Source organism: Lacrimispora xylanolytica (genome assembly GCF_026723765.1).
In the GTDB taxonomy this organism is placed as follows: domain Bacteria; phylum Bacillota; class Clostridia; order Lachnospirales; family Lachnospiraceae; genus Lacrimispora; species Lacrimispora xylanolytica.
The window spans coordinates 2,743,068-2,769,375 of sequence record NZ_CP113524.1 but is presented as its reverse complement, the minus strand read 5'-3'; the positions used below and the strand labels follow the sequence as shown (position 1 = coordinate 2,769,375).

28 protein-coding genes and 1 riboswitch are annotated in these 26,308 nt (G+C 42.3%); of the genes, 25 read left to right on the top strand and 3 right to left on the bottom strand.

Translation table 11 applies throughout. The features are described from left to right. Positions 1-45 precede the first annotated feature (45 nt). The 6 genes from OW255_RS13020 to spoVAE are packed head-to-tail and all read left to right on the top strand — an operon-like array spanning position 46 to position 3,157. Positions 46-207 (top strand): hypothetical protein, encoded by a 162-nt coding sequence (locus tag OW255_RS13020; RefSeq protein ID WP_166429786.1) that lies wholly within the window; start codon positions 46-48, stop codon positions 205-207. Further along, complete coding sequence (locus tag OW255_RS13015) at positions 204-830, top strand: stage V sporulation protein AA (protein WP_024835335.1); 627 nt, start codon at positions 204-206, stop codon at positions 828-830. The genes OW255_RS13020 and OW255_RS13015 overlap by 4 nt, the downstream gene beginning before the upstream one ends. Next, positions 817-1,245, top strand: a complete 429-nt coding sequence (locus OW255_RS13010) for a stage V sporulation protein AB (RefSeq protein ID WP_024835336.1) — start codon at positions 817-819, stop codon at positions 1,243-1,245. The genes OW255_RS13015 and OW255_RS13010 overlap by 14 nt, the downstream gene beginning before the upstream one ends. Before the next feature lie 31 nt (positions 1,246-1,276). After that, entirely contained in the window at positions 1,277-1,729 is a 453-nt protein-coding gene (locus OW255_RS13005) for a SpoVA/SpoVAEb family sporulation membrane protein (RefSeq protein ID WP_024835337.1), read from the top strand. A gap of 31 nt (positions 1,730-1,760) precedes the next feature. Further along, complete coding sequence (gene spoVAD / locus OW255_RS13000) at positions 1,761-2,777, top strand: stage V sporulation protein AD (RefSeq protein WP_024835338.1); 1,017 nt, start codon at positions 1,761-1,763, stop codon at positions 2,775-2,777. 23 nt (positions 2,778-2,800) lie between these two features. Then, positions 2,801-3,157, top strand: coding sequence for a stage V sporulation protein AE (spoVAE, locus tag OW255_RS12995; RefSeq protein WP_024835339.1), 357 nt, complete (start codon positions 2,801-2,803; stop codon positions 3,155-3,157). Positions 3,158-3,224: 67 nt separating this feature from the next. Here spoVAE and OW255_RS12990 read toward each other — a convergent pair whose 3' ends face one another. Then, positions 3,225-5,876, bottom strand: coding sequence for a transglycosylase domain-containing protein (locus OW255_RS12990; protein ID WP_268114311.1), 2,652 nt, complete (start codon positions 5,874-5,876; stop codon positions 3,225-3,227). Between the two features lie 173 nt (positions 5,877-6,049). On the opposite strand from OW255_RS12990, the gene OW255_RS12985 reads away from it, so the two are divergent. From OW255_RS12985 to OW255_RS12915, 15 genes are all read left to right on the top strand, one after another. Further along, positions 6,050-6,706, top strand: a complete 657-nt coding sequence (locus tag OW255_RS12985) for a YigZ family protein (RefSeq protein ID WP_024835341.1) — start codon at positions 6,050-6,052, stop codon at positions 6,704-6,706. A gap of 223 nt (positions 6,707-6,929) precedes the next feature. Then, the gene (typA, locus tag OW255_RS12980; RefSeq protein WP_024835342.1) at positions 6,930-8,771 is read left to right on the top strand and encodes a translational GTPase TypA; all 1,842 of its coding nucleotides are present in this window, start codon (positions 6,930-6,932) and stop codon (positions 8,769-8,771) included. A 202-nt stretch (positions 8,772-8,973) separates the two neighbouring features. Beyond that, a complete protein-coding gene (locus OW255_RS12975) occupies positions 8,974-9,600 on the top strand; it encodes a single-stranded DNA-binding protein (RefSeq protein ID WP_024835343.1) in 627 nt (208 codons plus the stop codon). Between the two features lie 127 nt (positions 9,601-9,727). After that, positions 9,728-10,234, top strand: coding sequence for a cob(I)yrinic acid a,c-diamide adenosyltransferase (locus tag OW255_RS12970; RefSeq protein ID WP_024835344.1), 507 nt, complete (start codon positions 9,728-9,730; stop codon positions 10,232-10,234). Between the two features lie 20 nt (positions 10,235-10,254). Continuing rightward, positions 10,255-10,430, top strand: a riboswitch (Lysine riboswitch). Positions 10,431-10,627: 197 nt separating this feature from the next. After that, positions 10,628-11,512 (top strand): 4-hydroxy-tetrahydrodipicolinate synthase, encoded by an 885-nt coding sequence (dapA, locus tag OW255_RS12965; RefSeq protein WP_024835345.1) that lies wholly within the window; start codon positions 10,628-10,630, stop codon positions 11,510-11,512. A gap of 29 nt (positions 11,513-11,541) precedes the next feature. Next, positions 11,542-12,300: a 4-hydroxy-tetrahydrodipicolinate reductase gene (gene dapB, locus OW255_RS12960; protein WP_024835346.1), complete on the top strand. Its 759-nt coding sequence runs from the start codon at positions 11,542-11,544 to the stop codon at positions 12,298-12,300. 76 nt (positions 12,301-12,376) lie between these two features. Further along, positions 12,377-12,685: a hypothetical protein gene (locus OW255_RS12955; protein ID WP_024835347.1), complete on the top strand. Its 309-nt coding sequence runs from the start codon at positions 12,377-12,379 to the stop codon at positions 12,683-12,685. Positions 12,686-12,859: 174 nt separating this feature from the next. Further along, the gene (locus OW255_RS12950) at positions 12,860-13,222 is read left to right on the top strand and encodes a hypothetical protein (protein WP_268114310.1); all 363 of its coding nucleotides are present in this window, start codon (positions 12,860-12,862) and stop codon (positions 13,220-13,222) included. Positions 13,223-13,368: 146 nt separating this feature from the next. After that, positions 13,369-14,076 (top strand): phosphoribosylaminoimidazolesuccinocarboxamide synthase, encoded by a 708-nt coding sequence (purC, locus tag OW255_RS12945; protein ID WP_024835349.1) that lies wholly within the window; start codon positions 13,369-13,371, stop codon positions 14,074-14,076. A gap of 25 nt (positions 14,077-14,101) precedes the next feature. After that, entirely contained in the window at positions 14,102-15,544 is a 1,443-nt protein-coding gene (gene purF, locus OW255_RS12940; RefSeq protein WP_024835350.1) for an amidophosphoribosyltransferase, read from the top strand. 82 nt (positions 15,545-15,626) lie between these two features. Continuing rightward, on the top strand, positions 15,627-17,057 hold the full coding sequence (gene purB / locus OW255_RS12935; RefSeq protein WP_268114309.1) for an adenylosuccinate lyase: 1,431 nt from the start codon (positions 15,627-15,629) through the stop codon (positions 17,055-17,057). 65 nt (positions 17,058-17,122) lie between these two features. Beyond that, complete coding sequence (locus OW255_RS12930) at positions 17,123-18,016, top strand: LysR family transcriptional regulator (RefSeq protein ID WP_268114308.1); 894 nt, start codon at positions 17,123-17,125, stop codon at positions 18,014-18,016. A 100-nt stretch (positions 18,017-18,116) separates the two neighbouring features. Beyond that, positions 18,117-19,394: an adenylosuccinate synthase gene (locus OW255_RS12925; protein WP_024835353.1), complete on the top strand. Its 1,278-nt coding sequence runs from the start codon at positions 18,117-18,119 to the stop codon at positions 19,392-19,394. A 264-nt stretch (positions 19,395-19,658) separates the two neighbouring features. After that, positions 19,659-20,072, top strand: coding sequence for a divalent metal cation transporter (locus tag OW255_RS12920; protein ID WP_197029641.1), 414 nt, complete (start codon positions 19,659-19,661; stop codon positions 20,070-20,072). Then, positions 19,984-20,544, top strand: coding sequence for a divalent metal cation transporter (locus tag OW255_RS12915; RefSeq protein WP_051464593.1), 561 nt, complete (start codon positions 19,984-19,986; stop codon positions 20,542-20,544). The genes OW255_RS12920 and OW255_RS12915 overlap by 89 nt, the downstream gene beginning before the upstream one ends. 166 nt (positions 20,545-20,710) lie before the next feature. Here the strand turns inward: OW255_RS12915 and OW255_RS12910 are convergent, their stop codons facing one another. Continuing rightward, positions 20,711-20,944 carry a hypothetical protein gene (locus OW255_RS12910; protein ID WP_024835354.1) on the bottom strand — a complete coding sequence of 78 codons (234 nt, stop codon included), beginning with the start codon at positions 20,942-20,944 and terminating at the stop codon, positions 20,711-20,713. A 185-nt stretch (positions 20,945-21,129) separates the two neighbouring features. Here OW255_RS12910 and OW255_RS12905 point away from each other — a divergent pair, with 185 nt between their 5' ends. From OW255_RS12905 to OW255_RS12895, 3 genes are all read left to right on the top strand, one after another. Next, positions 21,130-22,206 (top strand): N-acetylmuramoyl-L-alanine amidase family protein, encoded by a 1,077-nt coding sequence (locus OW255_RS12905; protein ID WP_024835355.1) that lies wholly within the window; start codon positions 21,130-21,132, stop codon positions 22,204-22,206. A gap of 140 nt (positions 22,207-22,346) precedes the next feature. Next, positions 22,347-22,712 carry a DUF1304 domain-containing protein gene (locus tag OW255_RS12900; RefSeq protein ID WP_024835356.1) on the top strand — a complete coding sequence of 122 codons (366 nt, stop codon included), beginning with the start codon at positions 22,347-22,349 and terminating at the stop codon, positions 22,710-22,712. A 32-nt stretch (positions 22,713-22,744) separates the two neighbouring features. Then, on the top strand, positions 22,745-23,485 hold the full coding sequence (locus tag OW255_RS12895; protein ID WP_024835357.1) for an NADPH-dependent oxidoreductase: 741 nt from the start codon (positions 22,745-22,747) through the stop codon (positions 23,483-23,485). A 41-nt stretch (positions 23,486-23,526) separates the two neighbouring features. On the opposite strand, the gene OW255_RS12890 is transcribed toward OW255_RS12895, so the two are convergent. Further along, a complete protein-coding gene (locus tag OW255_RS12890) occupies positions 23,527-25,440 on the bottom strand; it encodes an ABC-F family ATP-binding cassette domain-containing protein (protein WP_024835358.1) in 1,914 nt (637 codons plus the stop codon). A gap of 155 nt (positions 25,441-25,595) precedes the next feature. Between OW255_RS12890 and OW255_RS12885 the strand changes: the two genes are divergently transcribed. Then, positions 25,596-26,252, top strand: a complete 657-nt coding sequence (locus tag OW255_RS12885) for a redox-sensing transcriptional repressor Rex (RefSeq protein WP_024835359.1) — start codon at positions 25,596-25,598, stop codon at positions 26,250-26,252. Positions 26,253-26,308 lie beyond the last annotated feature (56 nt).

Below are 26,308 nucleotides of genomic sequence, written 5' to 3'. Positions count from 1 at the left end.
GCTCATACTAAACATGAAAAACCAGAGAAAAGGATGTGAGCACGTATGGAATCCGTAAAACATAAGCTGGTCATGGCGTTACTTGTTTTGTGCCTGATTGCAATTGCGGTTGCTATCTGGTATATGATTGCAGTTATGCCGGATGGGCTTGAAAAGGAAGGTACTCTTGTAAAGGCATTTCCAGGATTGGGGATGATGATGTTATGAGCAAAACCGTTTACTTAAATATCAGCGAGATCACAGAGGTTCATCATAAGGAGATCCAGTTAAAGGACGTAGCAGATGTTTACTGTGATGATACGGCTGTTATGAATAAATGCAAAGCTCTGCGCATTAAGACCATTCACCTGGATAAGAATGAACGTTATATTGAAAGCACTCTTGACGTTATCAAAAAGCTGGTGGAGATGGATCCTTCTATCTCTGTAAATAATGTGGGAGAAGTTAATTACATCATTGATTACCACAAAAAGAAAAAGCCCAACTGGGTCTGGCAATGGATTAAAACCATTGTAGTATGCATTATTTCCTTTTGTGGAGCTTCATTTGCAATTATGACATTTAACAATGACGTCAGCGTAGGAGATGTTTTTAAGGAAATCTATCAAATCATTATGAGGAAGGAGTCCAGTGGATTTACAATACTGGAAGTCAGCTATTCTGTAGGTCTGGCCCTTGGAATTATAGGCTTTTTTAATCATTTTGCAAAGTTTAAGATTACTTCCGATCCGACACCTATAGAGGTTGAAATGCGGCTTTACGAGGACAACGTCAGCAAAACCTTAATCCAGAACGATGGAAGAAAGGAGCAGGACATTGATATCTCTTAATGAAGTATTTCTTTGTCTGATCGGGTTAAGCGCTGGCGGCATTATCGCAGCCGGCGTTTTTGCATTTTTGGTAATGATTGGAATATTTCCCAGAATTATCAGTGCAACGAAGACAAGTAATCACATTATTCTTTTTGAAACATGCATTATTTTAGGCGGAATCACTGGAAATGTCCTGGATCTTTATAAATTTCCGATCGGTTATGGAGGAAATCTGGTGCTGGGAATCTACGGTTTATCCGTAGGCGTTTTCATAGGGTGTTTAGTCATGTCTTTAGCAGAAACATTAAAGGCGCTGCCTATTTTTTGCCGAAGAATTAATCTTGGAGTAGGCTTGCAGTACATTATTCTTTCCATAGGAATCGGCAAGCTGCTAGGGTCTCTAGTATTTTTTGCCGAACGGTTCGGAAAATAAACGGGAACGATCATACAGAATGGAGGAAAAAATGGAAATTAACAAAAAAGCTTATGAAGCTTATGTAAAAGAAGTAACGCCAGTAAATAAAAAGTGGCCAAACATCGTAAAAGCTTTTCTGGTGGGAGGAATCATCTGTACCATCGGTCAGTTCAGTACAAACATGTTTATGAACGGAGGGCTGGAGAAAGAGGCTGCTTCCGCATGGACTACCTTACTATTGATTGCAGCCAGTGTGATTTTGACCGGTTTTAATATTTATCCCAAAATTGTAAAATTCGGAGGAGCTGGTGCATTGGTGCCAATTACAGGCTTTGCTAATTCAGTGGTAGCACCTGCCGTTGAGTTTAAGTCAGAAGGACAGATATTTGGTATTGGCTGTAAGATTTTCACCATAGCCGGACCTGTTATTTTATATGGGATTTTAAGCTCCTGGATTCTTGGAGTCATCGCCTATGTATTAAAGGCTTTTGGCATACTGTAGGAATGAACAATCAGAGAAATGGAGAGAGAATATGCAGCTAGGAAAAGCAAGTATCAAATTTGAGGAACCGCCGATCATTGAAAGCATGGCTTCCATTGTAGGCAAAAAGGAAGGGGATGGTCCCCTTGGTAAATTGTTTGATATGGTAGAGCAGGATGATATGTTTGGAGCCGATACCTGGGAAAAAGCAGAAAGTGCGCTCCAGAAGCAGACAGCTGATCTGGCCATTGAAAAAAGAGATATAAGAAGAAAGGATATACGTTATCTGTTTGCCGGAGATTTGCTGGGACAGCTGATTGCAACCTCATTTGGAACCGTAGATCTTGAGATTCCGTTGTTTGGTTTGTTCGGTGCCTGTTCCACCATGGGAGAGGCGTTAAATCTAGGAGCCATGGCGGTTGCAGGTGGCTTTGCAGATAAAGTTATGGCTATGGCCTCCAGTCATTTTGCTACGGCGGAAAAACAGTTTCGTTTTCCATTAAGCTATGGAAATCAGAGACCATTTTCATCTTCATGGACCGTAACGGGCTGTGGTTCTGTGATTCTTGGAAAAAATAAAAATGAAGGCATCGCAGCAATATCAGGAATTACAACCGGTCGTATGGTGGATATGGGCATTAAAGACTCCATGAATATGGGAGCTGCCATGGCACCTTCGGCCTTTCATACCATCCAGCAGAACTTTGAAGATTTTAATGTAGATGAGTCCTACTATGATAAGATAATAACAGGAGATTTAGGAAGCGTTGGACGAACCATTTTACTGGATTTCATGAAAAATAAAGGCCATAATCTGGAAAGCGTTCATACGGATTGTGGAATTGAGATTTTTGACAGTGAAACTCAGGATACTCATAATGGAGGAAGCGGCTGCGGCTGTGCAGCTTCCACACTGTGCTCCTACATTCTTCCCAAGGTGCACAGCGGAGAGTGGAAGCGGGTTTTATTTGTACCCACCGGCGCACTTTTATCCACGGTCAGCTTCAATGAGGGAGAGTCGATTCCAGGAATTGCACACGGTGTGGTAATAGAGCATATAGGCAGCTAATCAAAAGAAGAAAGGAGAACGCTATGGACTACGTGAAAGCATTTGTTGTAGGGGGTCTGATCTGTGCACTGATTCAGATTTTGATGGACAACACGAAACTTATGCCTGGGCGCATTATGGTGCTCCTGGTGGTCACCGGAAGTATATTAGGTGCCATAGGAATTTACCAGCCCTTTGCAGAATGGGCAGGAGCCGGAGCCACGGTTCCACTTCTTGGCTTTGGTAACAGCCTTTGGAAGGGCGTATGGAAGAGCATGGGGGAAGATGGGTTCCTTGGAATATTTAAAGGCGGATTTACTGCCAGCGCAGTAGGCATATCAGGTGCATTGATTTTTGGATATCTTGGCTCTGTCATATTTAAGCCGAAGATGAAGAGTTAATAAAAAAAGCAAGAGGAACGCTGAAATAGTAGCGTTCCTCTTTACATTTATATATCTTATCTTTCAATTAAAATCCCCATGGTCCAAACACTCCACCTGGAGTCTGGGGTACATATCCTGGCGGGGACTGACTGGGCCTGTCTTCTCCTGCTTCAGGAACTTCCGTATCATTGCCCGGTGGTATGATAAAGGAATTTGCGGAATGGATGGTACAATAGCCAGGCATTGCATATTTCGAATCATCAGTAGCTGTTTCATCTCCGGAAGGGAGTGCGATAAATACTGCGGTGGTCCGTACTGGGCAGTAAGGAGTTGGAAGCTTGTGGGAAACAGAGCAAACCGTTGCCCTTACATGATTGTTGCATACTTCCGTAGGAACTGTCCCTTTTGCAAAATATTCTGTATATACGGCATTGCCTCTGGGATCATCGGTACAGACACCTGTAACAGCAAGTTTTCCTGATTTTCTGCAAATCTGGGCCGTTTCAACACTGTCCGGGACTGGAAAGCCGGGATCTGACATGCCCTCGTGAACCCGGGTCATTATTTTGCGCCAGATTGCCTTATGAAACGAGGTACCACCATTTTGTTTGGTAAGCTTTTGATTGTCATCACATCCGCCCCAGATACCAGCAGTATAGTAGGGAGAGTATCCCACGAACCAGATATCATTATTCGCTGACGTAGTTCCGCTTTTTCCAGCCGCAGACATACCAGGTATGCTGGCAGCCGTACTGGTTGAAGACGGGCCGTTGCTTGAAAACTTCCTGCTGCTTTTCATGGAGTCTGCCATAGCATCTGTCAGGAGAAACGCAGTAGAGTCCTTTAACACCCGGTGGGTTTCCGGCTTGTTTTCAATCAGGATCTTTCCGTCGTGATCCAGAATCTTTGTGAAAAATACAGGCTTTGTATAAACGCCGCCGTTTGCCACAGTAGCAAAAGCTCCGGTCAGCTCCAGGTTAGAAACGCCCTTTGTAATACCTCCAAGTGCAAGGGCCGGATTAAAATCTGTATCCGTAAGGGACGTAATTCCAAAGTTTTTGGCATATTCCACTCCAAGCTGAGGCGTAACGGTCTCCATCAAGCAGCGGACTGCAACAATATTCATGGAGTAGACGATACCATCCCTTATGCTTGAATATCCCTGATAGCCAGAGCTATACCAGTTGGAAAATGTTTTATTACCTACCTTATAAAGTGAATCGTAGTAAACGGTTCCTAACGTTGCACCGCTTGTATCCATAGCAGGCGCAAACGAAGTAAGAATCTTAAAGGTAGAACCAGGCTGACGAAACGTGCCGGTGGCCCGGTTTAAAGTGAGGCTGGCGACCTTTGGACCTCTTCCTCCGCTGATTGCCTTTACTTCACCGGTATGTTGGTCCATAAGGACAAAGGAAGCCTGAGGTTCCAGGGTCTTATGGAGCCGTTCCCCGATAATGGTATCCCCGTCTTTGACTACTTCTGCCTTGTAATCATTGATATCCGCATTGATTTCATCCTCATTATTATAAAGGCCGTCAAATTGTTGATTCTTAATCTCCTTATGAAAGCTTAAGACGTTTTTGTCAGAATAATGCTTGGTGGTGCCATCCTTATGAGTAACGGAAAGACGGTATTCAATGGAATAGCGGGCAGCCGAATAATTCTCCGGATTGTTGATTTCTTCATCCACAATGGACTGAATATTAGGGTCCTGGGTGGTATAAATGGAAAGTCCACCGCTGTAGAGCATGTTGTGGGCCTGTGTTTCCGTATATCCAAGCTCTGATTTCATGGCCTGAATGACCTGCTCTACAAGCTCATCGGTAAAGTAGCTATAGGGAGTGGAAGTTTCCTTGGCAGCCGTGTCCACATTTTGGATTATGGAATAGACATCATCGGCCAAAGCCTTTTCTTCCTCATCGTTTGAAATATAGCCTTGGTCATTCATATATTGAAGAATTACCTTCCGCTTGGCAGCGTTGGCCTTTTGTTCTGAAATTGGGTTAAATTTAGAAGGATTCTGTGTAATTCCAGCCAAAACAGCACATTCTGACAGGGATAAATCCTTTACATCCTTATTAAAATATCTCTTTGCGGCTACCTTTACGCCCAGGGTGTTATTGCCCAGATTAATGGTGTTTAAATAATTGGTAATAATCTGTTCCTTTGACATGGCACCGTCAAGCTTGACCGCTAAATACCATTCCTGAAACTTACGTTCCAGCCGCTCTCCGAAGCTTTTTTCCATGCCGCCGCCAAATACACTGTTCTTAATCAGCTGCTGGGTGATGGTGCTGCCTCCACCTGCGGAAGAATCGCCAGTCAGAACACCTCTTATGGCCCGGAGTATGGACCGTAAGTCAATGCCGTTGTGCTCCCAGTACCTGGAATCTTCATAGGCTACGAATGCATTTATTAAATTCTTTGGAAGTTCCTCATAAGTAGCTTCCTCTCTGTTAGAACCAGCTGTAACCAGGGTTTCTGTTACATTGCCTGCGCTGTCATAGACGGTGGAAGCGTATTCATTAGGTACGATTGTAGAGATATCTACATTAGGAGTATTGTCTATGATTCCTTTTACCATGCCGATTCCCACACTGGCAGCTACAATACCGCCGAATAAGCATAGTACAAATAGACTTTTTATAAAAGCCAGAAAAACCTTGGTGGTATATTTCCTTGCTTTTGAATTGGCAGATCGAATTTTCTTCTCTGTCGCGTGTTTGCCGTAATTCATAGGAAACCTCCTTTACCGGTTCATTATACCAAAAATTGTATAGCAATTCAACACTTACCATTTTCGGAGAAAAAATGGGGAAATATACATGCAGGCTTGATTGGTGACACAATTTTAGTTATAATGAGAGAAAATTTCCGAGATCAGGAAATAAGGAAGAAATGAGGATGCTTATGAGAAACGCTTACCGGATTTTATATGAAGGAGCAGTGGGAGAGATTACAGAGAAAAAATCCCGTTTTATTGCAACGTTCCGGCCGGTAAAAACAGAAGAGGAAGCAGCGGCTTTCATTGATGAGCTTAGGAAGAAATATTGGGATGCCAGCCATAACTGCTATGCCTGGATCATAGGAAAGAACGGGGAAGAAAAACGTTCCAGTGATGACGGAGAACCCAGCCAGACGGCGGGAAAGCCCATGTTAGATGTTCTGGAACGAGAGAATATCGTCAATATCTGTGTGGTGGTGACCCGTTATTTCGGAGGAACTCTCTTAGGGACAGGCGGCCTTGTAAGAGCTTATTCCAGTGCTGTAAAGGAAGGACTGAATGCCTGTACGGTGCTTACCATCGAACCGGCAAAAAAAGTTTCCATCCTGACAGATTATAATGGAATTGGTAAAATACAGTACATTCTTGGCCAGTTGGATATGAAAACGCTGGAAAGTAATTATACGGACCGGGTGGAACTCATTGTACTTGTGCCGGATGAGAAGCTTGGCAAATTAAATGCCGAAATTACAGAGGCTACCAGCGGAAAAGCTGTGATGACTGAATTATTTGAAGTCTATTACAGCATACTGAATAAGGAAGTGATTCTGTTTGAGGAATAGGAACGTTCCTATAAAAAAACAAGAAAAAAATCTTGCAATATGAAAAGCTGGATGTTATACTTGCTAATTGTGATAATGTTAATGGAACTAAGGGCAAAAATGTCCTTAGTTTTTTATGATATAGGATAGCAGAACCTGTATTATAAAAAGGTTCTCTGGCACTGTGCTTTTTGACGGCTGGGGGGCATTCTTTGTTGAAAGAAGAGAAAGAAGAGTACATTTTATGAAGATGAAAAGAGAAGACGTAAGAAATGTGGCAATTATTGCCCACGTCGACCACGGTAAAACCACATTAGTAGATGCCTTGTTAAAGCAAAGCGGTATTTTCCGTGAAAATCAGGAAGTTATGGAGCGCGTCATGGACTCCAATGATATTGAACGAGAGCGTGGAATCACGATTCTGTCAAAAAATACAGCAGTTCACTACAAAGATACCAAAATCAACATCATTGATACACCTGGACATGCCGATTTCGGTGGAGAAGTAGAACGAGTTTTAAAGCTTGTTAACGGTGTTGTTCTAGTCGTTGATGCTTATGAAGGTGTTATGCCTCAGACAAAGTTTGTACTTAGAAAAGCGTTAGAGCTGGGACTTTCCGTCGTTACCTGTATCAATAAAATTGACCGTCCGGAAGCAAGAGCAGAAGAAGTTGAGGAAGAAATCTTAGAGCTTCTTATGGATCTTGATGCGACTGAAGAGCAGCTTGACTGCCCATTTGTTTACGCATCTGCGAAATCAGGATTTGCGAAAAAGACTCTGGATGACCCATCAGAGGATATGGCTCCTTTATTCCAGACCATTATCGACCAGATTCCAGCACCAGAAGGTGATCCGGATGCTTCTACTCAGCTATTAATCAGTACTATCGATTACAATGAGTATGTAGGCCGTATTGGTGTAGGTAAAGTGGATAACGGCAAAATTCGTGTCAATCAGGACTGTGTTATCGTAAATCATCATGAACCTGACAAATTCCGCAAGGTTAAAGTAGGTAAGCTTTATGAGTATGAAGGCTTAAATAAAGTAGAAGTACAGGAAGCCTCCATCGGTGCAATCGTAGCCATCTCTGGTATTGCTGATATCCATATCGGTGACACCCTCTGCTCGACAGAGAATCCGGAAGCTATCCCATTCCAGAAGATTTCTGAGCCTACCATTGCTATGAACTTTATTATCAATGACAGCCCTCTCGCTGGTCAGGAAGGAAAATTCGTAACCTCCCGTCATATCAGAGAGCGTCTGTTCAGAGAATTAAATACAGACGTCAGCCTTCGTGTAGAAGAGACAGATTCTCCGGACAGCTTTAAGGTATCCGGTAGAGGAGAGCTTCACTTATCTGTTTTAATCGAAAACATGAGAAGAGAAGGCTTTGAATTCGCAGTTAGTAAGGCAGAGGTTCTCTATCATTATGATGAGAGAAATCAGAAGCTTGAGCCTATGGAAATCGCTTACATCGATGTTCCCGAAGAATTTACCGGAGCTGTTATTCAAAAGCTTACCAGCCGTAAGGGTGAGCTTCAGGGCATGAGTCCTGCCAACGGCGGCTATACAAGACTGGAAATCTCCATTCCTTCCAGAGGTCTTATTGGTTACCGTGGGGAATTCATGACAGATACTAAGGGAAATGGTATTATGAATACTGCTTTTGACGGTTATGCACCATTTAAGGGAGAAATCTCTTACAGAAAGACCGGTTCCTTAATCGCTTATGAATCAGGAGAATCCATTACCTATGGTCTTTACAATGCTCAGGAAAGAGGTACTCTTTTCATTGGCGCAGGTGTAAAGGTTTACTCTGGTATGGTTATCGGACAGAATCCAAAGGCAGAAGACATGGAAATCAATGTCTGCAAATCCAAAAAGCTGACCAACACTCGTTCTTCTGGTGCAGACGATGCTCTTAAGCTGACTCCTCCAAGAGATATGAGCTTAGAGCAGTGTCTTGATTTCATTGATACCGATGAGCTTTTAGAGATCACTCCTGTAAGCCTTCGTATCAGAAAAAAGATTCTTGACCCGACCGTAAGAAAAAGAACAACTGCAAATAAAAAATCTTTAGGTTAATCTGTAATATCATGGGGAATGCTGACGTTCATCGCCGAGAAAACGGTGTTGGACCAGCATTCCCCATTATTTTTTGTGCATTATGCCTGGTCCTGTCGATATTTTTGGATTGTTTTATATCATTTTTGTGTGTTCTGCCTCATAAATTTAATAATAGCTGTGAAGCGTATTAGCAAATAAGTGAAAGAAGAGGAGAAATACAATGTCAGAAAAAATGATTGAAAACAACAAAGTAAGCGTTATCGGGGAGATTGTCTCCGGCTTCACCTTTAGCCATGAGGTGTTTGGAGAAGGATTCTATATGGTGGATCTGGCAGTAAACCGTTTAAGCGATCAAGCTGATGTCATACCTCTCATGATTTCAGAACGCCTGATCGATGTCAATGGAGATTACTCTGGATGTACAATCGAGGCAGTTGGACAGTTCCGTTCATACAATCGCCATGAAGGAACGAAAAACCGCCTGGTGCTTTCTGTGTTTGTAAGAGAGATCCATTTTATGGAAGAATTTACCGATTATACAAAGACCAATCAGATTTTACTGGATGGATACATATGTAAAGCTCCCATCTATAGAAAGACTCCCCTTGGAAGGGAAATCGCTGATTTGCTGCTGGCAGTGAACCGGCCCTATGGAAAATCCGATTACATACCCTGTATTGCATGGGGAAGAAATGCCAGATATGCTTCCGGTTTTAACGTAGGCACCAGAGTTAAGGTATGGGGCAGGGTTCAAAGCAGGGAGTATACCAAAAAATTAAGTGAGACAGAATGTGAAAAGCGCATTGCTTATGAAGTCTCCGTTAGCAAACTGGAATGTACAGAGTAAAAACTGTGACTCATATATTAAGAAAATGGTAAGAAAACTTGCAAAAGTTTTAAAATTATGATACTATAAGCAGGTTCTAACGTAATATGTATGTTATTGCATTTTAGCTGTTATGAGGTGCGAAAGGATGAATAGAGGTACGATACAAGTAATATGCGGCGAAGGAAAAGGAAAGACCACAGCTGCATTTGGTATGGGAATCGAAGCTCTTATGAAAAACAGGAGTGTTATCATTATACAGTTTTTAAAAGGCTGTACCGGAAGGGGTTCCCTTGATATTATCAAGCGCCTGGAACCGGAGATGAAGATATTCCGTTTCGAAAAAAGTGATGGTTTCTTTGAAAATCTGTCAAAGGAAGAGCAGGAAGAGGAGCGGATGAACATCCGCAATGGTCTTAATTTCGCCAGAAAAGTCCTCTCCACAGGGGAATGCGATTTACTGATCCTCGATGAGATTCTTGGAATACTGGACCAAAACATTGTAGAGGCTGAGGAGCTGATCCGCCTGTTACAGTCAAAGGTTGATGACATGGAGGTCATATTGACCGGTAAGGTATTTTCCAAAGAGATGGAACCTTATGTTGACAGCATTTTGGAAATCAATCATGTTAAAGTTGACAACACAAAACAATAATGATAGTATGGTAACATACATAATAGAGTAGAGGTTGCGTTGCTTATTAGTACTCTGTCCGATGTATCAGGTACAGATGAGGGCAGAGGGAAGGAAGAGACGCCGAAGTTCGGTACGTCCTGAGCGTATCCGTTCTGGGCATATGGTTAAGAGCCATATGACTGTCATCCAAGTTGGATGGGGAGCTACTTAAAGAGAGATGATATTACCAAATTCTGCACTTTAAGAGCTGACCCTGCTGTCAGCTCTGTTTTTTCGTTTACAGCCATTCAAATGCGCCAGCCAATACACCTGGTGGCTTTTGGAGACTGCCTACAGGAAAACAGTAAGAAGGCTTTTTTGCCGGATGAAGGTTTACTATGTATGATGAAAATGGATCAGGAGGATGAGATCATGGCAATTTTTGAAGGCGCCGGTGTTGCGCTGGTAACACCATTTAAGGAAAACGGAGAAGTAAACTACGAAAAGCTGGAAGAGCTGGTCGAGGAACAGATTGCAGGAGGAACGGATTCCATCATAGCCTGTGGGACTACAGGAGAAGCTTCTACTATGACTCATGAGGAGCATGTGGATGTGATCAAATTCGTATGTGAGGTAACCAAAAAGAGAATTCCAGTAATTGCCGGAACAGGCTCTAATTGTACCGATACCGCAGTTTATCTGTCCCAGGAGGCGGAAAAATATGGTGCTGACGGACTTCTTTTAGTGTCTCCTTACTATAATAAAGCAACTCAAAAGGGTTTGAAAATTCATTTTAAAACCATTGCTGATCAGGTAAAGATTCCTATTTTATTATACAATGTTCCTTCCAGAACCGGTGTGGATATTAAAGCAGAGACCATAGCTGATTTATGCCTGAATGTGCCGAATATTTTAGGCGTAAAGGAAGCAAGCGGCAATTTCTGTGCTATCGCAGACTTAATGTACTTAACTGACGGAAAGGCTGACGTATATTCCGGCAACGACAATCAGATCGTACCTATCTTATCCCTTGGCGGAAAAGGTGTGATCTCAGTCCTTTCCAATGTGGCGCCTTCCCAGACTCATGAGATTTGCCAGGCTTATTTTGACGGTGATGTAAAGCGAAGTGCCAAATTACAGCTTGATGCCATTCCTCTGATCAATGCTCTCTTTTGTGAAGTGAATCCAATTCCAGTTAAGGCTGCCTTAAATTTAATGGGTAAGAATGCAGGACCGCTTCGACTGCCTCTTACAGAGATGGAACCGAAGAATCAGGAGTGTTTGAAAAAAACCATGATAGAGTATGGAATTTTATAATCGGTAAAAGATATACTTAGGAGGAAAACATGATTAAGATGATAATGCACGGCTGCAACGGGGCAATGGGACAGGTCATTACCGGGCTTGCAGCAGAAGAAAAGAATATTACGATTGTGGCAGGAATCGATCCACAGGACAGGAAGAATGATTCCTATCCCGTATTCTCTTCCCTGGAAGAATGTGATGTTCCAGCTGATGTGATTGTTGACTTCGCTTCTGCCAAAGCAGTGGATGGACTTCTTGACTATAGCAGGGACCATAAGATTCCTGTAGTGGTTTGTACCACTGGTCTGTCGGAAGAACAGATCAAAAAGATAGAAGAGACTTCTAATCATGTTGCAGTACTTCGGTCGGCCAATATGTCTCTGGGTGTAAATCTGCTTATGAAGCTGGTTAAGGAAGCTGCAGAAGTACTTGCTGTTGCTGGATTTGATATTGAAATTTTAGAAAAGCATCATAATAAGAAGCTGGATGCTCCAAGCGGGACTGCGCTGGCGCTGGCAGATTCTATTAATGAAGCAATGGACCAGGAATACCATTACGTTTATGACAGAAGTCAGGTAAGAAAAGCCAGAGATCGGAAAGAGATCGGAATTCAGGCGGTACGCGGTGGTACGATCGTAGGAGAGCATGATGTGATTTTTGCAGGAAAAGACGAAGTGGTTACCTTCAATCACACTGCTTATTCCAAGGCGATTTTTGCACAGGGAGCCGTATCTGCTGCAAAATTCCTGGCAGGAAAAGGACCGGGATTATATACCATGAAAGATGTAATCGAATCCTAAATTTTCCAAAATTTTCCACTATAATTCATTCTGCCTTTACACATACTAATCGTAGAAAATGAAAGGAGAATGTATTATGAAAAGAATAAAACCATATGTTATTGCCCTTCTTGTAATTATTACAGTTTTGTCTCTTTCCGCTTGCGGAACAACAAAGAAAAACGGCGGTACTTCCGCAGCTACCACTGGAGCAACAACAACCACAGCAGCAGCTACTAAAATGGAATCTTCAACAGCAAAGGAAACTACATCAGGAGCCGCTGGAGCAGGAACTGAAAGCACTGGAGTTGTGAATGGTGTTGTCAATGATGTAGAAAAAGGTGTGGACAAAATTACAGGCGAAAGCAATGGCCAGCCAACCACTGAGACTACAGTAGCGAAATAAACTGGATTATAATGGAAAGAGCTTCAGGCAAAATTTTGTGCTTGAAGCTTTTTTTGTTATAAGGTATAATTAAGTGCAACATATCTCGCCTCATTTTAGGCTGTTTCTTTACTTATCAACCTTTCCCATATCATTGTTCCCCTCAATCAATTGCTTTTTCAGGAGTCGTTTTTTATGACAGAGAGATTTAAAAAGTATAGAGTTTATTGTTATAACCATAGAAGAAAGCCCTGGAGAAATGTTCATCTGACTGCTGACAAAGGAAAGGGCTTATTATATTCTGCCAGAATCTGCTTAATTTTGCTTTTATTTTTAGAATCCTTCCTCCTTTTTCCGAAATACAAAAAAGACATCCTTTATTATTCCAGATTTTTGTTTTCTATGAATCAGGAGCTGGAGCTTGAGACAAAAGACAATGGCTTAAACTCTGGCAGGGAAGGCGAAAGTAAGGAAAGTGGATTTTTCCTGGATCTAAAGGAAGGAAAGGTGAAACTTTGGAAGAAGGTAGAGCGTTCAACGTTCTTAAAACCTGATTGAGAAACAGAACCATGGGTTGGTCATTAGTATTTATAATAAGAAAATCAGTTGCATTCCTATTTTTACTGTATTATAATTTCTACTGAAACACCAGAGTTTTATTTGAAAAACTTATAAATTAATTCAGAAAAGGACAGGTGGATGCCATGGAGAAAAAAGAAATGCTGTATGAAGGAAAAGCAAAGAAGGTTTATACGACGGAAGATCCGGACGTATTAATTGTTTCATATAAAGATGATGCTACAGCGTTTAATGGTCAGAAAAAAGGCACTATTGTTGGAAAAGGTGCGATTAACAACAGAATGACCAATTTTATCTTCAAAAAGTTAGAGGCCAAAGGTGTTCCTACGCATCTGGTAGAAGAATTAAATGACCGTGAAACAGCGGTAAAAAAAGTGGAGATCGTACCTCTTGAAGTAATTATCAGAAATTTCTCCGCCGGCAGCTTCGCCAAAAAGATGGGAATGGAAGAAGGCATAAAGTTTTCTTGTCCGACTCTTGAATTCAGCTATAAAAACGATGATCTGGGAGACCCCTTTATCAACGATTACTACGCACTTGCCCTAAACCTCGCAACTCAGGAAGAAATTGATGCCATTTCAAAGTATGCATTTAAGGTAAATGAAGTGCTGATTGAATATTTTGACGCTTTAAATATTGATCTCATTGATTTTAAGATAGAATTCGGCCGATATCATGGAAGCATCATTCTGGCTGATGAGATTTCTCCGGACACCTGTAGATTATGGGATAAGGATACCCATGAAAAACTGGACAAAGACCGTTTCCGCAGAGATATGGGAGATGTGGAAGGCGCATACGAGGAAGTTTTCCGCCGTCTTGGAATTCAGTAAACGCACAGAGAGGGAAAATTATTAGATGAGTAACGAATTGAACTTCAACATTGAGGAAGAGCTGCATGAGGAATGCGGCGTCTTCGGTATGTATGATTTTGACGGCGCTGACGTTGCATCTACCATTTATTACGGATTATTTGCTTTACAGCACAGAGGCCAGGAGAGCTGCGGAATTGCCGTCAGCGATACAGAAGGTCCCAAAGGGAAAGTAAGTGCCCATAAAGGGATGGGGTTATGTAATGAGGTATTTACTCCAGAGATAGTAGAAGGCCTTCATGGCAATATCGGAGTAGGTCATGTTCGTTATTCCACAGCAGGAAGCAGTACCAGAGAGAATGCACAGCCTCTTGTTCTTAATTATGTAAAGGGTACTCTTGCCATGGCTCATAACGGTAATCTGGTGAATGCACCGGAGCTGCGCAGAGAGCTTGAGTATGACGGAGCTATCTTCCAGACCACCATAGATTCCGAAGTAATTGCTTATCACATCGCCAGGGAGCGTGTAAAAACACCTTCTGTTGAGGCAGCTGTGGCCAATGCCATGAAAAAGATTGTGGGAGCTTATTCTCTCGTGGTAATGAGCCCACGTAAACTGATCGGGGCCAGAGATCCTTATGGTTTCAAACCATTATGTATTGGAAAGAGAGACAATGCTTATATTATCGTATCGGAAAGCTGTGCTCTTGATACCATTGGAGCTGAGTTTGTAAGGGACGTAAGGCCAGGAGAGATTGTTACCATTACAAAAGAAGGCATTAAATCGGATACCAGCCTTTGTTCAAAGGATAAATCAAAAGAAGCAAGATGCGTCTTTGAATATATTTATTTCGCAAGACCTGACAGTGTGTTTGACGGAGTCAGTGTTTATCATGCCAGAATCAGTGCAGGACGTGCCCTGGCTATGGATTCGCCTATCGATGCGGATCTTGTAGTAGGAGTGCCTGAATCCGGCAATGCAGCAGCTCTTGGCTATTCCCTTCAGTCAGGGATTCCCTATGGAACTGCATTTGTAAAGAACTCTTACGTGGGCAGAACCTTTATTAAGCCAAAGCAGAGCAACCGGGAATCCTCCGTAAGAATCAAGTTAAATGTTTTAAAAGAGGCGGTGGCAGGGAAACGTGTCATAATGATTGACGATTCCATTGTAAGAGGCACCACCAGTGCACTTATCGTCAATATGCTTCGGGAAGCAGGTGCAAAAGAAGTACATGTTCGGATCAGTGCTCCTCCGTTTCTACACCCATGTTACTTTGGAACCGACATTCCAGACCAGGACCAGCTCATTGCCCATAACCGGACCGTTGATGAGATCAGGGAGCTTTTGGGAGCGGATTCTCTTTCTTATTTGAAGATTGAGCGGCTTGCAGGCATGGCAGAAGGACTGCCTATCTGTACCGCATGCTTTAGCGGCAATTATCCCATTGAACCGCCAAAAGAGGATATCAGGGGAGAATACAACAAATAATAGCGATTTCCCTTCCTCTTCCCAAATGTTTAAAAATATGATACCATTACATTAACATCACCCAAGGAGGAATATAGGAAACATGACAGATCGTTACCAAAGCCCGCTGTCTGAGCGATATGCCAGCAAAGAGATGCAGTACATTTTTTCACCGGATAAGAAATTTAAGACATGGAGAAAGCTCTGGATTGCACTTGCGGAAGCAGAAAAAGAACTGGGTCTTCCAGTAACGGAAGAACAGATAGAAGAGTTAAAGGCGCACCAGGATGAGATTAATTATGATGTGGCCAGACAAAGGGAAAAAGAGGTCCGTCATGATGTTATGTCCCATGTTTACGCATATGGTGTTCAGTGTCCTAAGGCAAAGGGCATCATTCATTTAGGAGCAACATCCTGCTACGTTGGGGATAATACGGATATTATTGTAATGGCAGAGGCCCTTAAGCTTGTGAGAACGAAGCTGATTAATGTAATTGGAGAGTTAGCAAAATTTGCAGATGAATACAAAGAACTGCCTACCCTGGCATTTACTCATTTCCAGCCGGCACAGCCAACCACAGTAGGAAAGCGTGCCACTCTTTGGATTCATGATTTGACCATGGATTTAGAAGACTTAGATTTTCTATTAGATTCCATTCGTCTTCTTGGTTCCAAAGGAACGACAGGAACGCAGGCAAGTTTTTTAGAGCTGTTTGACGGAGATATGGAAAAGGTAAAGATGGTGGATATCCTGATAGCGGATAAGATGGGATATGCCGGCTGCTATCCGGTTTCCGGACAGACCTATTCCAGAAAAGTGGACAGCCGTGTGGTCAATGTGTTAGCAGGGATTGCTCAGAGCGCCCATAAATTTTCCAACGACATCCGTCTGTTACAGCATTTAAAGGAAATTGAAGAGCCTTTTGAGAAGAGCCAGATTGGTTCTTCTGCCATGGCATATAAAAGAAACCCGATGAGAAGCGAGAGAATTGCATCCCTTTCCAACTATGTAATGGCAGATGTGATGAACCCAATGCTTGTTTCTTCCACTCAGTGGTTTGAACGTACTCTTGACGATTCTGCCAACAAACGCCTTAGCATTCCAGAAGGATTTTTGGCCATTGACGGAATTTTAGATCTTTACTTAAATGTTGTGGATGGACTTGTTGTTTATCCAAAAGTAATCGAAAAGCATATGATGGCAGAACTTCCATTTATGGCAACAGAAAACATTATGATGGACGCTGTAAAGGCTGGAGGAGACCGCCAGGAGCTTCATGAGAGAATCCGTGAGTTATCCATGGAAGCGGGACGTAATGTAAAAGAGCGTGGTCTTGACAATAATCTTCTGGAGCTGATTGCAGCAGATCCTACCTTTAATCTGACGCTTGAAGATTTAAATAAGAGCATGGAGATGAAAAAATACGTTGGCTGTGCCCCATATCAGGTATCCAACTATCTGGAGGAGATTATCAATCCTCTTCTTGAGAAGAATAAAGAGATCCTTGGTATGACAGCAGAAATTAACGTGTAGTCATAGTGCGGGCAGACTGAAATTATTTTAGTCTGCCTGCCTTTTGTCGTTATCAGGAGGAATTCATGAGCATTAATCTGGAATACTATAAAGTGTTTTATTATGTGGCTCAACTGGGAAGTATAACATTGGCAGCAGAAAAGCTGTGCATCTCCCAGCCGGCGGTTAGTCAGGCGGTGAGACAATTGGAGCAGGCCTTAGACAGCCAGCTTTTTTTAAGGACCTCGAAAGGTGTCCGGCTGACCAGAGAAGGAGAATTTTTCTACGATTATGTGAAAACCGGTTTGGACAGCATCTGGCATGGGGAGAATATGCTTAGCCGTATGAAGGGGCTGGATACCGGTGAGGTGCGAATTGGGGCTAGCGATATGACCCTGCAATTTTATCTGCTTCCATATCTCGAAAAGTTCCATGAGCTTCATCCTGGAATTAAGGTAACGGTATCCAACGGACCAACCTCGGAAACCCTTCGCTTTCTCTATGAGGGAAAAATTGATTTTGGAGTGGTGAGTACTCCTTTTGATGCAAGACCTGAGGTCATTTCCACCCCAGTAAAGGAAATAGAGAATGTTTTTGTAGCTGGAGATAAGTTTCGGTATTTGAAAGGGAAAAAGCTTAACTATGAAGACTTAAAAGAACTTCCTTGTATTTTTCTGGAGAAAAATACGAGTACAAGAGCGTTTATGGATGGATTCCTGGCGGAGAGAGGTGTGGAGCTGGAACCGGAATTTGAACTGTCCACCAGTGATATGATCGTACAGTTTGCCATGCGAAACCTTGGGATTGGTTGTGTGATGTCGGGATTTGCAAAGGTGGAGCTGGAACGGGGAAATCTGATACAATTAAAGTTTCAGGAGGAAATGCCCAAGCGTCATTTTTCCATTATTACAGATAAAAAAACGCCTGTGTCACCGGCTGGCAAGGGGCTATTGCAGCTCATGAATAATGATATAAGCTAAGATTATGACAAATATAAATAATATTGATTTTACTTATGTGGCTCTTTACGATATCATATAGAAGTAAAAGGTATTTTTCACTCGAAGGAGGAACAATCAAATGGTAAGAGCAATCGTAGGCGCCAACTGGGGCGACGAAGGAAAAGGCAAGATTACAGACATGCTGGCAAAGGAATCTGATATTATTGTACGTTACCAGGGAGGTAGCAACGCTGGTCATACAATTATCAATAATTATGGCAAGTTCGCGCTACACCTTCTGCCTTCCGGCGTATTCTACAATCATACAACAAGCATCATTGGCAATGGTGTTGCATTAAACATTCCGTTTCTTGTAAAGGAAGTGGGTGATCTGGTAAGCAAGGGCGTTCCAAGACCACAGGTACTTGTATCTGACCGCGCACAGATTCTGATGCCATACCACATTCTCTTTGATCAGTATGAAGAAGAGCGTCTTGGTAAACAGTCTTTTGGTTCTACGAAATCAGGAATTGCTCCATTTTATTCAGATAAATACGCAAAGATCGGTTTTCAGGTAAGCGAGTTGTTTGATGAGGAAGCGTTAAAAGAAAAAGTAGTTCGTGTATGTGAAACAAAAAATATTCTTTTAGAGCATTTATATCATAAGCCATTGATTAATCCAGACGAATTGCTCGCGACTCTTTTAGAGTATCGCGAGATGGTAGAACCGTTCGTATGCGATGTATCCAAGTATCTTCATGATGCAATTAAGGAAGGAAAGAGCATTCTTTTGGAAGGCCAGCTTGGATCATTAAAGGATACGGATCATGGAATCTATCCGATGGTAACCTCTTCCTCCACCCTTGCAGCTTATGGTGCTATTGGTGCTGGAATTCCTCCATATGAAATCAAAAATATCACTACCGTTGTTAAGGCATATTCCAGTGCAGTTGGTGCCGGCGCATTTGTCAGTGAGATTTTTGGTGAGGAAGCGGATGAACTGAGAAAAAGAGGCGGAGATGGCGGCGAATTTGGCGCGACCACAGGACGCCCTAGACGTATGGGCTGGTTTGATGCCGTTGCTTCCAGATATGGATGCCGGATTCAGGGAGCTACAGAGGTTGCTTTAACAGTACTCGATGTATTGGGTTATCTTGATGAGCTTCCAGTATGTATCGGATATGAGATTGACGGTGAAATCACAAAGGATTTCCCAACAACCTCTAAGCTTAACAAAGCGAAGCCAGTATACACCACACTTCCTGGCTGGAAATGTGAGATTCGTGGAATTACAAAATACGAAGAGCTTCCGGAAAACTGTAGAAAATACATCGAATTCATTGAAAAGGAACTGGAGACACCAATTACTATGGTTTCAAATGGTCCTGGAAGAGATGAGATTATTTATCGTAAGTAAAATAAACGTTTTAAATAAAACGGAGAACAAGGATAAGAGCATATGCCCGGTCCTGTTCTCCGTTTTTTTATATGATAGAGTTTACGTTTCAAGCGATTATGTTTATGTTGTTTCCCGTTCTGCTAAAGAAGCGTGTAATATAATGTGCTGGTATGCCGGCACGATTTCCTGTTCTGACTCCATTTCCCCGATTAAAAGCTGAACCGCCTTACTTCCCATTTTCATGGCTGTGGATTTGTTGGCATTGCTACATTCTTAGCCTGCATGTTTTTTACAATAGGAAACATCTCTGGCATCGGAGCCGGAATGAATTTGATTTTCGGAATCAACTGGAAGCTGGGTGCTGTTATTATCATGGCCGCTGTAATATTCTGCTATTTTTCCAAGAATGTTTATAACAAGATAGAAAAAGGAATTATGGTCGCACTATGTGCTATGACAATTGCTTTTCTGGTTGTTTTAGTAATGTCTGGGGGGCCTGATACCAGAGAAACAGCCAGAGGACTTATTCAGTGGAAGTTCCCAGCGGGGAGTCTTCCGGTGATCATTGGATTCATTGGTTCCAGTGCCTCGTTAACCACTGGAATTTATGGCACATATTTTTGGAGTTGTCGTTATCAGTATTGCAATTATCCTGGTTGGCGCCATCGTCATGAATCCCACGGGAGCCACCATTAACGCTCCGGCTGATCTGGCCGCTATGCTGATTCCGGTACTGGGAAATGCAGCTCCGTTTGTTATGGGGATTGCCCTCCTTTCCGCAGCGTTCTCCGCTATTTTAGGAAATACTGCAAGAGGAGTTGTGCTGTTTAGTGCAGGTGTGAATCAGCCAACGGCATTGGATGGAAAAAACATTAAAATTGGTTCCATGATTGTTCTTGCCATTGGTACGGCCATTTGTTTCAGCTATGGAAAATCTCCGGTACAATTGATCTATTTATCCAATGTTGCCACTGGGGTAGCAACACCTGTTGCAGGATTATTTATTACAAGGATGATCTGGAGAAAGGATATTAACCGTGGGATTAAAGAACCAAGGGCACTACAGATCTGTATGACTATCAGCTACATATTCTATTTATTTGTGACCATATATGCTTTAGCTGGTGCAGTACCAAAATTTATCCATTCTATGGCAGCACTATTCTAAACAGAAATGTCTTGTTATCATTAGAATACATCTATAGGTTTCCAACCGCTAAATATGAGGCTTTGGCATGACTCATGAGGGAGGAATTCTTATAGATGTATTTTATTGCAACAAAAAATGCTGGAAGTGCTCTTTGAAACATCTCCCAACATTCCCTATAGAAATTTTAAGCTTCTTTGTCATCCCGGTTGCTTTTTATATCTCGTTTCTCCGGCTTTAAGATGCGGGCTACCAGCTGCACGACATATAGAAAGACAGGAACAGCAACCGTTGAGAATATAGCAGCCAACAGCCAGTTCTTTGAATCCGGATGCCGGGAAAATGCAGCGAACAATGCAATGATATACATGGACATGATTAAGATGATTCCAATCACGGCCAGAGGGCGTTTCCATTTCATAGGTAAGGTACCTCGCTTTCTGAACCTGAGTATTGTCTCTATTATATCTCATAAAATGGAAAATGGAAAGAAGCCCTTACAGAATCTTAATAAAAAGTTATGGCTTCCCACCTGTACTTTTTACCTAAATTATAGTAGAATTTCTATTAAATAACAGGTACTGCTTGGAAGGGGTGTTACAATCCTTGAAGAAAACATGGATAACGATGTCTGTCTGTATCCTCATAAGCCTGGGTTGTGTCACGGTATCTGCCGCAGAGGAAACAGATTCTATACCATTAAGCGACCAATCTTTGGCTCCGGAAACAGAGTGGAACTGGCATAAGGATTTTGATGGTTGGAAATACGTAGATAGCCAGGGAGGCTTTAAAAGGAATACCTGGGAAAGTATAAACGGCAGCTGGTATTATTTTGACAACGATGGTTATATGGCTACGGACTGGCTGAAGATCAAGGGAGTGGAGTACTGCTTTGCTGAAACCGGGGAGCAGGAGATTGGCTGGTGCTACAATGAAGATGATGAAAAGTGGCATTATTACGGTAAGGATGGGAAGGCGCAAAAAGGCTGGTTTGAGGATGACGACGGCAGCTGGTATTGGTTCTCTACAAAAGGAGAGATGGCTTCCTCCGGTTATAAGAACATATCTGGAAATCGTTACTATTTTTTCGATAACGGGCAAATGGCTGCCAATCAGTATGTAGGACTTGCCTATATGGATGAGAAGGGGATACGAAACCGGGAGCTGGATATCATTGTAAAGGCGAAGAAAAGCTCTTATAGTCTGCCTGCCGATGTAAAAGAGGCATTTACAGAATCCTCTAAAAACGTTCCAAGACAGTGGGTCAAGAAGTTTGTTGACCAGGGCTGGCAGATTCTTTATTATCCGGATAAGCAGTATTTTGAAGCGCCAATGACAGGAAACGGCATCTATTACGTAGGTCATAAGCTGGATATCAATTATAAAAAGATTAAGATCTGCAACCCGGGTGAGCTTTCCGAGGCATTCGGTGAGTATATCGGTTATGCTTCTGGCTGTTATAAAAGTAACAGCAAATCAGGCACGGATCTTATGATGTATCGTGATCTATTGGAGGATTTTGTTTACGTACCGGATTACTATTCCGATGATATGACATTTTATTTTGGTAAGCTGTTAGGCGCCTATGTGGAATCCCCTTACACAAGATCGGAGATGGAGGCGGCAGCTCCGGAGGCAATTCGCATATTAAAAGACATTTTGTATCAGCAGAAAATAGATTGATAAGCGGCTTTGGGCGAACCGGGGCCGCTTTTGTCGTATAAATAAGTGAAATTATGATTGACATATGGCAGTAGATGGTATATTATCAATACATAGATTTTATGCAATTAAATTTAATGAAATTAAAAGGAAGTGAAACGATGGCATTGTTAACAAAAGCATTAATAGCTGTCATTGCAGCAGAGCATTTGTACATTCTTTGGGTAGAAATGTTTGCATGGACAACAACCGGTAAGCGTATATTTACCTCTATAGACCATACGCTTTTTGAAAAGACAAAGGGTCTTGCGGCAAATCAGGGATTGTATAATGGATTTTTGTCTGCCGGCCTTATTTGGTCCTTATTCATTGGGGATCCCGTATGGGCGTCGAACATCGCAGTATTTTTCCTGTTATGCGTCGTCATTGCCGGAAGCTACGGTGCTCTGACTTCCTCAAAGTCAATCTTTTTCAAACAGGCACTGCCGGCACTTTTGGTACTATTAGGAGTTTTATTAATCCCGTAATGAGGAAAATAAAAAAGTAGGAGAGAGAAAACATGAACGAGACAATCAAATTAATTCAGGACCACAGATCCATAAGAAGCTTTCTTGACAAGGAGGTTGACGATGCAGTAATTGATGAAATTTTAAGATCAGCTCAGGCTATGCCAAATTCCATCAATGGGCAGCAGACTTCTGTCATTGTAATAAAAGACAAAGATACCAAGAAAAAAATAGCTGAGTATACAGGAAACCAGACCTGGATTGAGAATGCTCCTGTATTTTTACTGTTTCTTATTGATTTTTACAAGACAAAATTAGCTGCTGAGAAGAATGGTCTTACACAAGCGATCCATGAAAGTGTAGAGGGAACCATGGTTGGAACCTTTGATGCAGGACTCCAGATGGGAGCTGCTATTATTTCGGCAGAATCTCTGGGACTTGGAATCGTTCCCATTGGTGGGGTGCGAAAGAATCCAGCAGAGCTGATTGAATTATTAAAGCTTCCGGAATACACATATCCTGCCGTTGGTCTTGCTTTAGGATATCCGAAGGATCATTCTCATAAGAAGCCAAGGCTTCCCTTTGATACCTTTAAGCACGAGGAATTCTATCATACCAGTGGTCTTTTAGAGTCCATGGAACAGTATGATAAAAATATGGAAGACTACTTAAAAGAGATAGGCCGGGAGCAGGAAGGGAACTGGAGCAAGTTCACCTCCAGTATTTACCAGAGCATATACTATCCAGAGGTGTATCCGACTTTGAAGAAACAGAAATTTTTGAATGATAAATAGAACATAAATACAGGCAGCCGAATCTTCGGCTGCCTGATGTTTTATTCCGCCAGTTCCTCCCACTGCTGATATAACGACTCCAGCTGTTTTCCGATGGCATCTTTTTCCTGATTCAGTTCCATAAGCTTTGGTACATCAGTAAAAATTTCTTCTTTAACAAGAAGCTGGTCGATTTCTCCATCCCTGGTCTCCAGCTTGTGAATCTCTTCCTCAATCTTCTTAAGCTCGTTCTGGCGCTTTCTTAAGCGGGCCTGTTCTTCTTTTTGAGCCTTCCAGTCCAGCTTTGTTTCAGAGGTATCTTCCCTGGTATCATCAGCTGTTACAGGGGATGCCGCATAAAGGCTTGTCATCAGTTCTCTTTTTTCCAGATAATAATCGTAATTACCGATATAATTTACCATAGTCTGGTTGGTTAAGTCGAGGATCCTTGTAGCGGTCCGGTTAATGAAATAACGGTCATGGGATACGTAAAGTACAGTTCCTGTATAATTGTTCAGTGCTTCCTCAAGAATCTCCTTTGAGGTAATATCCAGATGGTTGGTAGGCTCATCAAGGATGAGGAAGTTGGCCTCAGAAAGCATAAGCTTTGCAAGAGAGACTCGTCCCCGTTCTCCTCCGCTTAAGTCCTTGACCCGCTTATACACATCGTCACCGGTAAATAAGAAGGCAGCCAGTATGTTTCTGATCTGGGTATTATTCATGGAAGGATACGTATCCTGAAGCTCATCAAATAGAGTTTTATCCATATGAAGAACCTGGTGCTCCTGGTCATAGTACCCGATATGTACCTTGGAGCCTAATACAATTTCACCCTGGTCTGCGCCCAGAATGCCATTGAGCATCTTTAAAATAGTTGTTTTTCCTGTGCCGTTGCCGCCGATGATGGCAACCCGTTCTCCACGCTTGATCTCAAAATCCACGTGATCGAACAGGAGATTCTGGTCAAAGGCTTTTTTTAGATCCCGTACGGTCAAAACATCATTTCCGCTGATGATATTGGGCTCCAGCCTGATTTTCATCTCATCATTTACTTCGCTGGGCTTATCCAGGCGTTCTATTTTATCCAGCATCTTTTCCCGGCTTTCTGCACGGCGGATGGATTTTTCCCTGTTAAAGGATTTTAATTTGGTGATTACTTCTTCCTGATGTTTGATTTCCTGCTGCTGATTGAGATAGGCTTTCATCTTTGCTTCCCGGATCATGGCTCTTTTGCCGCTGTAATCCGTATAGTTTCCCTGATAAACACTCATAATGCCATTATCAAGCTCAACAATTTTTGTAACCACACGGTCTAAGAAGTAACGGTCATGGGCAACGATGATTACGCTGCCGTCATAGTTGATGAGATAGCCCTCCAGCCAGGCAATGGATTCCATATCCAGATGGTTGGTGGGCTCGTCAAGGAGTATGATATCCGGCTTAGACAGAAGAAGACGTCCTAAAGCAACACGGGTCTTTTGTCCACCAGATAAAGCACTGACAGGTTTTTTGAAATCTTCCTCGGCAAATCCAAGTCCCTTTAATACACCGGTAACCTCACTTTGATAGGCGTAACCGTTTTGCTGTTCAAATTCATGATTCAGCCGGCTGTAGGAGGATAGCATATCATTAAGCGCATCACCTGTAAGATGTTTCATATCCAGTTCCATCTGGCGGATTTTGGCTTCCATCTCAATAATGGGCCGTTTGATTTCAAGGACCTCTTCAAAAACAGTGCGCTCACCAGAAAGGTCCTGATGCTGGGATAAGTATCCCATGGTTTTCCCTTTGGAGATGACAACCTCTCCTTCATCGGAAGGCATCTCTCCAATGATGATTTTTAATAGAGTAGATTTTCCAGCGCCGTTGATTCCAACAATTGCTGCTTTTTCGTGCTCCTCTATATGAAAGGAAGCGTGCTTTATGACTTCATTGCTTCCAAATGCTTTGCTTATGTTACTGCATGACAAAATCATGTTTTTATTTCCTCCCGAATAAGTGTAAGACAATAGGATTAGTATAATATAGGTCTTTTGTTTTTTCAAGGATTCAATAGAAAAACTAGTTTGACATTATTTTGACGTGAAGTTATAATAATGATAGTTTATTCTGAGTAAAAGAAGGTGAAGATGTGGCAGATAAAGAAATTTCAAAAGCAGTGATTGCCAGGCTTCCTAGATATTACCGATATCTTGGAGAGCTGCTGGAAGAAGGAGTGGAACGGATTTCCTCCAATGATTTAAGCATACGAATGAAGGTGACCGCTTCTCAGATCCGTCAGGATTTGAATAACTTCGGTGGGTTCGGTCAACAGGGCTATGGCTATAATGTGAAATATTTATATACAGAGATAGCTAAGATACTGGGAATCGACAGGCAGCATAATCTTGTCATTATTGGTGCTGGAAACTTAGGTCAGGCCATTGCCAATTATGCCAATTTTGAAAAGCGTGGTTTTCTGATTAAAGGAATGTTCGATATCAATCCGCGTCTGATCGGGCTTGTTGTCCGTGGAATTGAAATTAGAAGCGTGGACGATCTGGAAACCTTTGTGAGAGAGAATGACGTCCAGATTGCAGCCCTGACCATACCAAAGACCAAGGCGCCGGAAATTGCAGACCGCCTTGTTCAGGCAGGAATCAAGGCTATCTGGAATTTTGCCCATACAGATTTAACGGTACCTGATGATGTTGTAGTAGAGAATGTACATTTATCAGAAAGTCTTATGCGTCTGTCTTACCGAGTATGCAGCATGCAGGATGGTACTGCTGATCTGGAGGACAGATAATTTGGATAAATAGTGAATGAGCCTGCCGGCAGACAAAGAGGAAGAACTCTTGGCTG

Excerpts from the sequence above, each read along its gene's own strand:
- OW255_RS12970 (WP_024835344.1), top strand. The coding sequence starts at position 9,728 with ATGAATAGAGGTACGATACAAGTAATATGCGGCGAAGGAAAAGGAAAG.
- OW255_RS12900 (WP_024835356.1), top strand. The coding sequence starts at position 22,347 with ATGGCATTGTTAACAAAAGCATTAATAGCTGTCATTGCAGCAGAGCAT.
- OW255_RS12985 (WP_024835341.1), top strand. The coding sequence starts at position 6,050 with ATGAGAAACGCTTACCGGATTTTATATGAAGGAGCAGTGGGAGAGATT.
- typA (WP_024835342.1), top strand. The coding sequence starts at position 6,930 with ATGAAGATGAAAAGAGAAGACGTAAGAAATGTGGCAATTATTGCCCAC.
- OW255_RS13015 (WP_024835335.1), top strand. The coding sequence starts at position 204 with ATGAGCAAAACCGTTTACTTAAATATCAGCGAGATCACAGAGGTTCAT.
- dapA (WP_024835345.1), top strand. The coding sequence starts at position 10,628 with ATGGCAATTTTTGAAGGCGCCGGTGTTGCGCTGGTAACACCATTTAAG.
- OW255_RS12890 (WP_024835358.1), bottom strand. The coding sequence starts at position 25,440 with ATGATTTTGTCATGCAGTAACATAAGCAAAGCATTTGGAAGCAATGAA.
- dapB (WP_024835346.1), top strand. The coding sequence starts at position 11,542 with ATGATTAAGATGATAATGCACGGCTGCAACGGGGCAATGGGACAGGTC.
- spoVAD (WP_024835338.1), top strand. The coding sequence starts at position 1,761 with ATGCAGCTAGGAAAAGCAAGTATCAAATTTGAGGAACCGCCGATCATT.
- purC (WP_024835349.1), top strand. The coding sequence starts at position 13,369 with ATGGAGAAAAAAGAAATGCTGTATGAAGGAAAAGCAAAGAAGGTTTAT.
- OW255_RS12955 (WP_024835347.1), top strand. The coding sequence starts at position 12,377 with ATGAAAAGAATAAAACCATATGTTATTGCCCTTCTTGTAATTATTACA.
- OW255_RS12895 (WP_024835357.1), top strand. The coding sequence starts at position 22,745 with ATGAACGAGACAATCAAATTAATTCAGGACCACAGATCCATAAGAAGC.
- OW255_RS12920 (WP_197029641.1), top strand. The coding sequence starts at position 19,659 with ATGTTTTTTACAATAGGAAACATCTCTGGCATCGGAGCCGGAATGAAT.
- OW255_RS12975 (WP_024835343.1), top strand. The coding sequence starts at position 8,974 with ATGTCAGAAAAAATGATTGAAAACAACAAAGTAAGCGTTATCGGGGAG.
- OW255_RS12930 (WP_268114308.1), top strand. The coding sequence starts at position 17,123 with ATGAGCATTAATCTGGAATACTATAAAGTGTTTTATTATGTGGCTCAA.
- OW255_RS13020 (WP_166429786.1), top strand. The coding sequence starts at position 46 with ATGGAATCCGTAAAACATAAGCTGGTCATGGCGTTACTTGTTTTGTGC.
- OW255_RS12990 (WP_268114311.1), bottom strand. The coding sequence starts at position 5,876 with ATGAATTACGGCAAACACGCGACAGAGAAGAAAATTCGATCTGCCAAT.
- OW255_RS12950 (WP_268114310.1), top strand. The coding sequence starts at position 12,860 with ATGACAGAGAGATTTAAAAAGTATAGAGTTTATTGTTATAACCATAGA.
- OW255_RS12915 (WP_051464593.1), top strand. The coding sequence starts at position 19,984 with ATGGCACATATTTTTGGAGTTGTCGTTATCAGTATTGCAATTATCCTG.
- purB (WP_268114309.1), top strand. The coding sequence starts at position 15,627 with ATGACAGATCGTTACCAAAGCCCGCTGTCTGAGCGATATGCCAGCAAA.
- OW255_RS13005 (WP_024835337.1), top strand. The coding sequence starts at position 1,277 with ATGGAAATTAACAAAAAAGCTTATGAAGCTTATGTAAAAGAAGTAACG.
- OW255_RS12925 (WP_024835353.1), top strand. The coding sequence starts at position 18,117 with ATGGTAAGAGCAATCGTAGGCGCCAACTGGGGCGACGAAGGAAAAGGC.
- OW255_RS12910 (WP_024835354.1), bottom strand. The coding sequence starts at position 20,944 with ATGAAATGGAAACGCCCTCTGGCCGTGATTGGAATCATCTTAATCATG.
- spoVAE (WP_024835339.1), top strand. The coding sequence starts at position 2,801 with ATGGACTACGTGAAAGCATTTGTTGTAGGGGGTCTGATCTGTGCACTG.
- purF (WP_024835350.1), top strand. The coding sequence starts at position 14,102 with ATGAGTAACGAATTGAACTTCAACATTGAGGAAGAGCTGCATGAGGAA.